This window comes from Sporosarcina soli (genome assembly GCF_042655805.1).
Taxonomy (GTDB): Bacteria; Bacillota; Bacilli; order Bacillales_A; family Planococcaceae; genus Sporosarcina; species Sporosarcina soli.
On the sequence record NZ_JBHSNO010000022.1, the window covers coordinates 210856 to 219262 of the forward strand.

Genomic DNA, 8407 nt, shown 5'->3' on the forward strand with positions numbered 1-8407 from the left:
AAAAGGCCCCCTATCTCACAATTTCTTTTTCATGTGGCATTGCCGTATCCGAATAGATTTCCGTCGGATAATTTCCAGTAAAGCATGCCAGACATTGCCCACAGTTCTTCATCTCTGGAGAACGGCCAATCGCCTTTAACATCCCATCTGCAGATAGGAATGTGAGCGAATCCGCTTCAATAAGATCCCGGACCTCTTCAACAGTTCTGTTCGTTGCAATCAATTCGGAATCTGTACTAATATCAACACCATAATAACAAGGACTGACAAGAGGAGGGGATGCAATCACTACGTGAACTTCCTTTGCACCCGCTTCCTTCAGCATCCGTACAATCCGTTTTGACGTCGTGCCGCGGACGATGGAATCATCGACCATGACAACCCGCTTCCCTTGGACGACTTGTTGCACAGGCGATAGTTTCATTTTCACGCCTTTTTCGCGCAATTCCTGTGACGGTTGGATGAACGTCCGACCGACGTAACGGTTTTTGATAAGGCCGAGTTCATATGGAATTCCGCTTTCTTCTGAAAAACCGATAGCGGCCGAAATACTCGAATCCGGCACACCTGTCACAACATCCGCTTCAATCTTCACTTCACGTGCCAACTGTTTCCCACAACGTTTCCGTGCTGAGTGGATATTGATCCCATCAATATTCGAATCTGGGCGGGCAAAATAGACATATTCCATCGAACACATCGCACGGTCCGACGCTTCTGCAAACCGCTCAGAATGCATCCCTTTGTCATTGATGATGACCAATTCCCCCGGTTCAACCGAGCGGATACATTCTGCACCGATAATGTCAAACGCACAAGTTTCGGATGCAACGACCCAGGCATCCCCCATCTTCCCGATGGATAAAGGACGGATCGTATTCGGATCCTGCGCCACCATCAAACTATCTTCCGTCAACATGACAAAGGCAAATGCACCTTTCAGTAGCGCCAAAGCTTTTTTCACTCTGTCTCGTTGGGTTAACGTACCACTCGTCGTTCTCTTCACTAAGTGTGCAAGCACTTCCGTATCCGAAGCCGTTTGAAAAATACTGCCTTGACGTTCGAGATGTTCACGCAATTCAACTGCATTGACGATGTTGCCATTGAGCGCAATCGACAGGCTTCCAGTCGTTGAACGGAACACAAGCGGTTGGACATTTTCTATACCGCGACCGTTTTCTGTCGTATAACGGACCTGTCCAATAGCCGCATTTCCTTTTAGATTTTTTATCGCATCACCAGAAAATACTTCATTGACAAGACCTTCATCTTTAACGACATGCAGTTTTTTGCCTTCCTTCGTCACGATACCGGCGCCTTCCTGCCCACGGTGTTGCAATGCGTGCAGACCATAATAACTGATCTGCGCCGCATCTTCATGACCCCAAATGCCGAACACGCCGCACTCTTCGTTTAAGCCTCTGAGTTCAGCAAGCATTGGATAGCCCCTTTCCAAGCAGTACGGAATTCTTCAACCGATCCGTCGATTAACGTACCATTGTCACCATTGATGACGATTCGATCGTTGTCCGTCACGGTACCGATTTTAATGGCATCACTTACAGCCGCTTCGAAAGCTTGAGCCTGTTCTTCTTTGACCGTCACAAGGAAACGTGATTGCGTTTCACTGAAAAGTGCCGTTACTGCTGAACCTGAAACCGTTACGCCCGCTCCAAGACCTTCTGCACCAAATGCTTTTTCACAAAGCGCAACCGCAAATCCGCCTTCAGATAAGTCCGTTGCCGATTGAACAAGACCCTCTTGAATGGCAGACAATAGTTGCTTCTGACGAGTTGCTTCCACATCCAAGTCAATCGCCGGAACTTGTCCGAAGATTTTCCCTTCCGTCATTTGTTGAAGCTCACTGCCGCCGAATTCTGTTGCCGCTTCACCGATTACGTAAATGACATCGCCCGCTTGTTTGAATTCCGTTGTCACCGTTTGGGAAAGATCATGGACGAGACCGACCATACCGATTGTTGGCGTTGGATAGACCGGAACACCGTTCACTTCGTTGGATAAAGATACGTTCCCACTGATAACTGGCGCATTCAATTTGCGACACGCTTCAGAAATTCCTTCCGCTGACTTTTCAAGTTGCCAAAACACTTCCGGCTTATCCGCACTACCAAAGTTCAAGCAGTCCGTGATTGCGATCGGTTCAGCACCTGAACAAACAAGATTTCGCGCCGCTTCAGCAACTGCAATTTTCCCACCTGTTTCCGGATCGAGATAAACAAAACGTGAGTTACAATCGGATGTCATCGCAAGCCCTTTATTCGTCCCATCGACACGGATAACGCCTGCAGAAGCTCCCGGTGCAACAACCGTATTCGAACGCGCTTGTGTATCGAATTGGTTATAAACCCATTCTTTAGACGCAATCGTCGGGCGTTGCAATAAGTCTTTCAACGTCTCTGTTAAATCGTTGACAGCCGGCTCTGTTTTTTCCATCGCCTGGAACTCTTTGAAATAAGCAGGTTCCTCTGATTTTTTATGGTAAACCGGTGCATCTTCAGCAAGTGCATCCGCTAATACTTCTGCAACCACTTCACCTTTATGAAGCAAGCGAAGCATTTTATCATCTGTTACTTTCCCAATTGCCACAGCTTCAATGCCATGTTTCGCGAAAAGGTCCGTCACTTCTTGTTCACGGCCTTGTTTCACGACGATCAACATACGTTCCTGAGATTCTGACAACATCATTTCATACGCTGTCATTCCTTCTTCACGTTGTGGAACAAGGTCAAGATTCAACTCTACTCCATATCCGGCTTTCGATGCCATTTCCGCAGCCGAGGATGTAAGACCTGCCGCACCCATATCTTGGATACCAATCAATGCATCCGATTTGACAAGTTCCAAACATGCTTCCATGACCAATTTTTCAAGGTATGGGTCGCCGGCTTGCATAACAGGAAGTTCCGCTTCTTCTTCCACAGTTACTTCAGAAGAAGACATTGTCGCACCGTGAATACCGTCACGCCCTGTTGTCGCGCCTGCATACATCACTGTATTGCCGACACCGGACGCCACCCCTTTTTGAATATCCTCATGGTTCAACAAACCGACAGCCATTGCATTGACAAGTGGACGCTTCGAATAACAATTGTCAAATTGTACTTCACCAGCAATCGTCGGGATGCCGATTTTATTACCATAACTTGCAATCCCTGCAACTGCCTCTTCGAATAGGTAACGGTCACGAGCTTCCGTCAAGTCTCCAAAACGAAGGGAGTTGACGAGCGCAACAGGGCGTGCCCCCATGGAAAATACATCACGAAGCACTCCACCTGCACCTGTTGCCGCACCGATGAACGGTTCGATAGCAGAAGGTGAGTTATGTGATTCCATTTTGAAAACGACCGCCTGGTTATCGCCGATATCGACAATCCCTGCGCCTTCACCAGGTCCTTGAAGCACACGCTCTCCATCCGTTGGGAATTTACGGAGCACAGGCTTTGAACTTTTATACGAGCAATGTTCTGACCATAATGCGGAGAACAAGCCGGTTTCCGTATAGTTCGGAAGACGTCCGAGCATTTCTTCTGCCAGTGCAAATTCCTCGTCAGTCATTCCCATTTGAAGGTATAGTTTTTGATCTTTAATCTGTTGAGCGTTCGGTTCATGCTTGGCTGACATTGTTTTCACTCCACCTTTTCAAAATTGAATTGAAGAGAGGTAATCCGTCTGTTCCTCCAATAATCTCTTCGACTGCACGTTCAGGAAGCGGCATCATACCGAGTACATTCCCTTGTTCGTTTAACACGCCTGCAATGGCTTCCGTGCTGCCATCGACGTTTTCATCCGCATATGTAAAGACGATGCGGTTGTTCGCTTTCAGCTCCGCGACCGTTGCTTCATCAACGTAATAATTGCCATATTCATGAGCAAATGGAATTCTAATCTCTTGACCATTTTCATAATCCACAGTGAATTTGGAATCTGTGTTATGAACAGTCAACTTTGCTCTGCCCGCTCTGAATTTCATGCCTTTATTTCGTAGGAAAGCCCCCGGCAATAGCCCTGCTTCCGCAAGGATATGAAAGCCGTTGCCTACACCTAGAACCGGCTTACCTGTCGCAACGAACGCTTTTAAGCCTTCAATTGCTGGCGAGCTTTGCGCCAATGCACCCGGACGAAGATAATCACCGTAAGAGGCGCCACTTGGGATAAGGATCGCATCGTAACCTGCAAAATCCGTTTCTTTGTGCTGGACGTATTCCGCTTCTGCTCCTAGAACTTCTTTTACCGCGTGATACATATCAATATCAGAACCCGATCCCGGGAATGTTAAAATAGCGAACTTCATTTGCCCGCAACCTCCCCGATTTCATAACGGTAGTCTTCGATTACTTTATTGATCAGTAGCTTGTCACACATTTCTTTGACACGTGCATCGATGTCAGATGCTGATCCGTTCAACTCCAATTCGATCACTTTGCCGATACGAGCGTTTTCTACTTCGTTAAAGCCCAATGTCTGTAGTGCTTCCTTTGTAGCAATTCCCTGCGGATCAACAACACTTTCACGGAGTGTTACGTATACATTTACTTTTGTCATGTCTTTTTCCTCCCAAAATGGAATTAGTTTACGTTAGTTAGTGGAATTAATCTGATCATTAAGACCAAATGCCGGATGCATCAATTTCTTCCAATGTCTTTTCAATATTGTCAGTCATGATTGTGACATGTCCCATTTTCCGTTTTTCTTTCGCTTCCGCTTTGCCATACAGATGAATGGACCAATCAGGATACTTCCCGACCACATTGGTCAGTGGCGCAACATGCTCCCCAAGTACGTTTACCATGATGGATGGCGCCCATAATCTTGGTTTGCGCAGTGGCCAACCGCAGACGGCACGGATATGCTGATGGAATTGTGAAATATTACATGCCTCAATAGAATAATGTCCTGAGTTATGTGGACGTGGCGCCAGTTCATTGATGATAATTGTATTATTCTCGAGAACGAACATTTCAACCGCCAACGTACCAACAAGTTCCAAATGATCAGCAATTTTAATTGCCGCCTCTTCAGCTTTTGCCAATACATCTGGGTGTACCCGCGCAGGTACGATCGACTCATGTAAAATATGGTGCTTATGGATATTTTCCGCAATCGGCAGACAGAAGGATTGTCCTTCCGCATTGCGCTGGATAATCACGGAGATCTCCTTTGTGAACGGAACAAATGCTTCTGCGATACAAGCCGAATGGGCAAAAAGTGATGCTGCTTCATTTAAATCGTCCGCAGAATTGATTTTCAATTGCCCCTTGCCATCATAACCGCCAAACGCCGTCTTCACGATACATGGGAAGCCGACCTCTGCAATTTGGGCTGTCAGTTCGTCAAATGTCTGCGCTGCAATATAGTTTGCAACAGGTGCACCAGAAGCTGTAATTTCCGCCTTTTCAGTGATACGATTTTGCGTAATCCGGACAAGCTCCGCACCTTGTGGCACATAAGCAATCTGGGATAGCCGTTTCAATCCTTCGTAATCAATGTTTTCAAATTCATACGTAATGACATCACTTACTTCAGCAAGCTCTTCAAGTGCTGCCTCATCGTTATAAGGCGCCACAATTTGAATATCTGCAATCTGACCGCATGGAGAATCCATCACAGGGTCCAGTACAGCGATCTTGAACCCGGCTTCCTTCGCTGCAAGCCCCATCATTCGGCCCAGTTGCCCTCCGCCGATGATCCCGATCGTCTGTCCAGGTAAAATGGTTTTCATAGTAAATCACCGCTGCTTTCCAACGCGATTTTACGCATATTGTCACGTCGCTCTTCCAAACGTTTCATCAAGCTTTGATCATGGACCGCTAAAAACTGCGCTGCCAACAGGCCGGCATTCGTAGCCCCTGCTTTGCCGATCGATACGGTTGCCACGGGAACACCACCCGGCATTTGCACGATAGAAAGAAGTGAATCCATCCCGTTCAACGCCTTTGATTGGACCGGTACACCAATGACAGGAAGAAGCGTCTTCGCTGCAACCATTCCTGGTAGGTGAGCCGCACCACCTGCTCCTGCGATGATGACTTCTAATCCCCTACCTTGGGCTTGTTCTGCATATTCAAACATGAAATCAGGCGTACGATGCGCGGAGACCACTTTCTTTTCATAAGGGACTTCTAACTCGTCCAATATGTCACACGCGTGTTTCATCGTTTCCCAATCACTTTTACTACCCATAATGACACCGATCTTCGGTTCCACTGATTATCCGCTCCTTTTAATCAAATAAACCATTTCTATATAAATTAAGTTAAACAAAAACGTCCTTGAATAACCCACTCTTCACACGCGTGAAAAGCAGATTATTCAAGGACGTTGAAATATGCGTTAAGATGACTGTACCCATTGGGACTCACACACCTTTCGCTTCAATTCTTGAACTTTCGCTTTCCCGCATAGTCCGGACATTACGGTGTCCTGGTAGAAACACTGAAGCCAATTCTTCAGCATATATGGGGGATTCCTATTTACTCTACATATTTTATCAAGCCTATGGAGATTCGTCAACGGAAAAACGAACATTGTTATACTTCTTTTTTACAACGTTCGTCTTTTGTACATTTATTGATCAGCAAGAACTCCTTTGAATTGAATGAGTTGCCGAACAGGTATATATTCACCATTCACTTCCTCAAACAGCGGCTCTTCCTTTCTGCCCGCCACGATATATCCTTCAGCTGCTAATCTGCTCAAGCACTCTTCAATGCTTTCCCCTTCCTTTACTTCAAACCATACCGTCTTTTTTTTGCTCATCCCTAAACAACTTTCCTTTCCTCACTGTCTTCACCCAGAACCCACCATGAATTGTCTTCGCCTCATAGGCAATGATAAATGCTCTTGGATCAATTTCTTTAATAAGCGTATATAATTTCAGCTCATACTTCCTCGGTGTAAGAATCTGCATAGCAGAACGGTCTCCATCCAATCCATTTGCAGACCAATCTGTTACCCCATAACCTTTCTCCCTCAATATAGCTGGTAATTTCAAATTTTTCTCCGCAGTAATCACATTCACAGTAATATAGCCTAGCGCCATCTTCTCTTCAATTTTTGTACCAATAATAACACCGCATCCATAACCGACTGCATACGCAACCAGATTTTGAATTTCGTTCAGATTATCCAATACGAGGCCTAATCCAACAACGTATATGACAACTTCCACCATACTAACAGCAGCCGCAAAATACCTATACCCTTTAAGCGTTAAGATCATGCGCACTGTAAAAAAAGTAACATAGACGATATTGATCGTGAAAATGATCAGCAACATTTGCAAAGTAATATCCCCTTTCATCGCTTGCTCTCATCGTATCGCGCATAGTGGTGGATTTCAAGAGAAGGGTAATAGTATTTTACGGTTAAATACCCAAAAGGATAGAGAATCGAATTGGAACGTGACAAAATTAGTAGAATTATAGTTCGAGGGGAGGTTTATAAGCGGTTTTGGGAGAGTTTTGAGCGTGGGAGCAGGACGGATGATCACTTGGGATAGCTTTTGAGCACAGCGGTGGGAGATTGATCGCTTGAAAGTAGTTATGAGCGTGGGGGCGAGAGATTGATCACTTGGATGTAGCTTTGAGCGCGGGAGCAAGAGATTGATCACTTGGATGTAGCTTTGAGCGCTGAAGTAGGATAATGAGCACTTGGGGAGAACTTAGAGCGGGGAAAGCAGGAGAAGAATCGTTTAGGAGATACTTTGAGCACTTGAAGCGTTAGGATGATCTTTGCACAATTGCTTGGGCCTTCCCTTTTGAGATATTTGTATTTCAACTTCCATTTTTCTATCTACAAACACAAAAAAAGCCACTACCTATTGGCAATGACCTTGACGCCTGGCGACGTCCTACTCTTGCAGGGGAAACCCCCGACTACCATCGGCGCGCGAGCTTAACTTCCGTGTTCGGGGCTACGAAAGGCGATGGACGGCAGATTTCTTCGTCAGCTTCAGTCGTCCGGTTCTCGCGTATATCATACGCTCCGATCCTCCTACCTTCGCTTCCTTGAACTCCACCATCCCTCCCCTTTCTCGCGTTCCATTAAATAAGTGCAAAATAAACCTTCGGTTTTTCTATTTATATACAAAAAAAAGCCACTACCTATTGGCAATGACCTTGACGCCTGGCGACGTCCTACTCTTGCAGGGGAAACCCCCGACTACCATCGGCGCTGAAGAGCTTAACTTCCGTGTTCGGGATGGGAACGGGTGTGACCTCTTCGCCATCGGCACCAGACTCTTTGAGCTTGTTCGCTCAAAACCGGATAAAACCAACATTGGTTTGCACAAAATCAGGGACAACCATGCCCTTTTTATATCAAGGTTAAGTCCTCGATCGATTAGTATCTGTCAGCTCCACACGTCGCCGCGCTTCCACCCCAGACC

The 8407-nt window shown here is 46.2% G+C and carries 8 protein-coding genes, 1 rRNA gene and 1 riboswitch; all 9 genes read right to left on the reverse strand.

Annotated elements, in window-relative coordinates:
• Positions 1-10: 10 nt before the first annotated feature.
• Positions 11-1438, reverse strand: coding sequence for an amidophosphoribosyltransferase (purF, locus tag ACFPRA_RS24735; protein WP_381440751.1), 1428 nt, complete (start codon positions 1436-1438; stop codon positions 11-13).
• Entirely contained in the window at positions 1414-3642 is a 2229-nt protein-coding gene (purL, locus tag ACFPRA_RS24740; RefSeq protein WP_381440754.1) for a phosphoribosylformylglycinamidine synthase subunit PurL, read from the reverse strand. The genes purF and purL overlap by 25 nt, the downstream gene beginning before the upstream one ends.
• Positions 3626-4312 (reverse strand): phosphoribosylformylglycinamidine synthase subunit PurQ, encoded by a 687-nt coding sequence (purQ, locus tag ACFPRA_RS24745; protein WP_381440756.1) that lies wholly within the window; start codon positions 4310-4312, stop codon positions 3626-3628. Before purQ ends, purL begins: the two co-directional genes overlap by 17 nt.
• A complete protein-coding gene (purS, locus tag ACFPRA_RS24750) occupies positions 4309-4563 on the reverse strand; it encodes a phosphoribosylformylglycinamidine synthase subunit PurS (protein WP_381440759.1) in 255 nt (84 codons plus the stop codon). The genes purQ and purS overlap by 4 nt, the downstream gene beginning before the upstream one ends.
• Before the next feature lie 58 nt (positions 4564-4621).
• Positions 4622-5740, reverse strand: coding sequence for a 5-(carboxyamino)imidazole ribonucleotide synthase (gene purK, locus ACFPRA_RS24755; RefSeq protein WP_381440761.1), 1119 nt, complete (start codon positions 5738-5740; stop codon positions 4622-4624).
• Entirely contained in the window at positions 5737-6225 is a 489-nt protein-coding gene (gene purE, locus ACFPRA_RS24760) for a 5-(carboxyamino)imidazole ribonucleotide mutase (RefSeq protein ID WP_381440763.1), read from the reverse strand. Before purE ends, purK begins: the two co-directional genes overlap by 4 nt.
• Before the next feature lie 175 nt (positions 6226-6400).
• Positions 6401-6500, reverse strand: a riboswitch (purine riboswitch).
• A gap of 85 nt (positions 6501-6585) precedes the next feature.
• Positions 6586-6777 carry an NETI motif-containing protein gene (locus ACFPRA_RS24765; RefSeq protein WP_381440765.1) on the reverse strand — a complete coding sequence of 64 codons (192 nt, stop codon included), beginning with the start codon at positions 6775-6777 and terminating at the stop codon, positions 6586-6588.
• Positions 6749-7321 carry a DUF2179 domain-containing protein gene (locus tag ACFPRA_RS24770; protein ID WP_381440768.1) on the reverse strand — a complete coding sequence of 191 codons (573 nt, stop codon included), beginning with the start codon at positions 7319-7321 and terminating at the stop codon, positions 6749-6751. The genes ACFPRA_RS24765 and ACFPRA_RS24770 overlap by 29 nt, the downstream gene beginning before the upstream one ends.
• Positions 7322-8143: 822 nt before the next feature.
• Positions 8144-8258, reverse strand: a 5S ribosomal RNA gene (rrf, locus tag ACFPRA_RS24775).
• Positions 8259-8407: the final 149 nt, after the last annotated feature.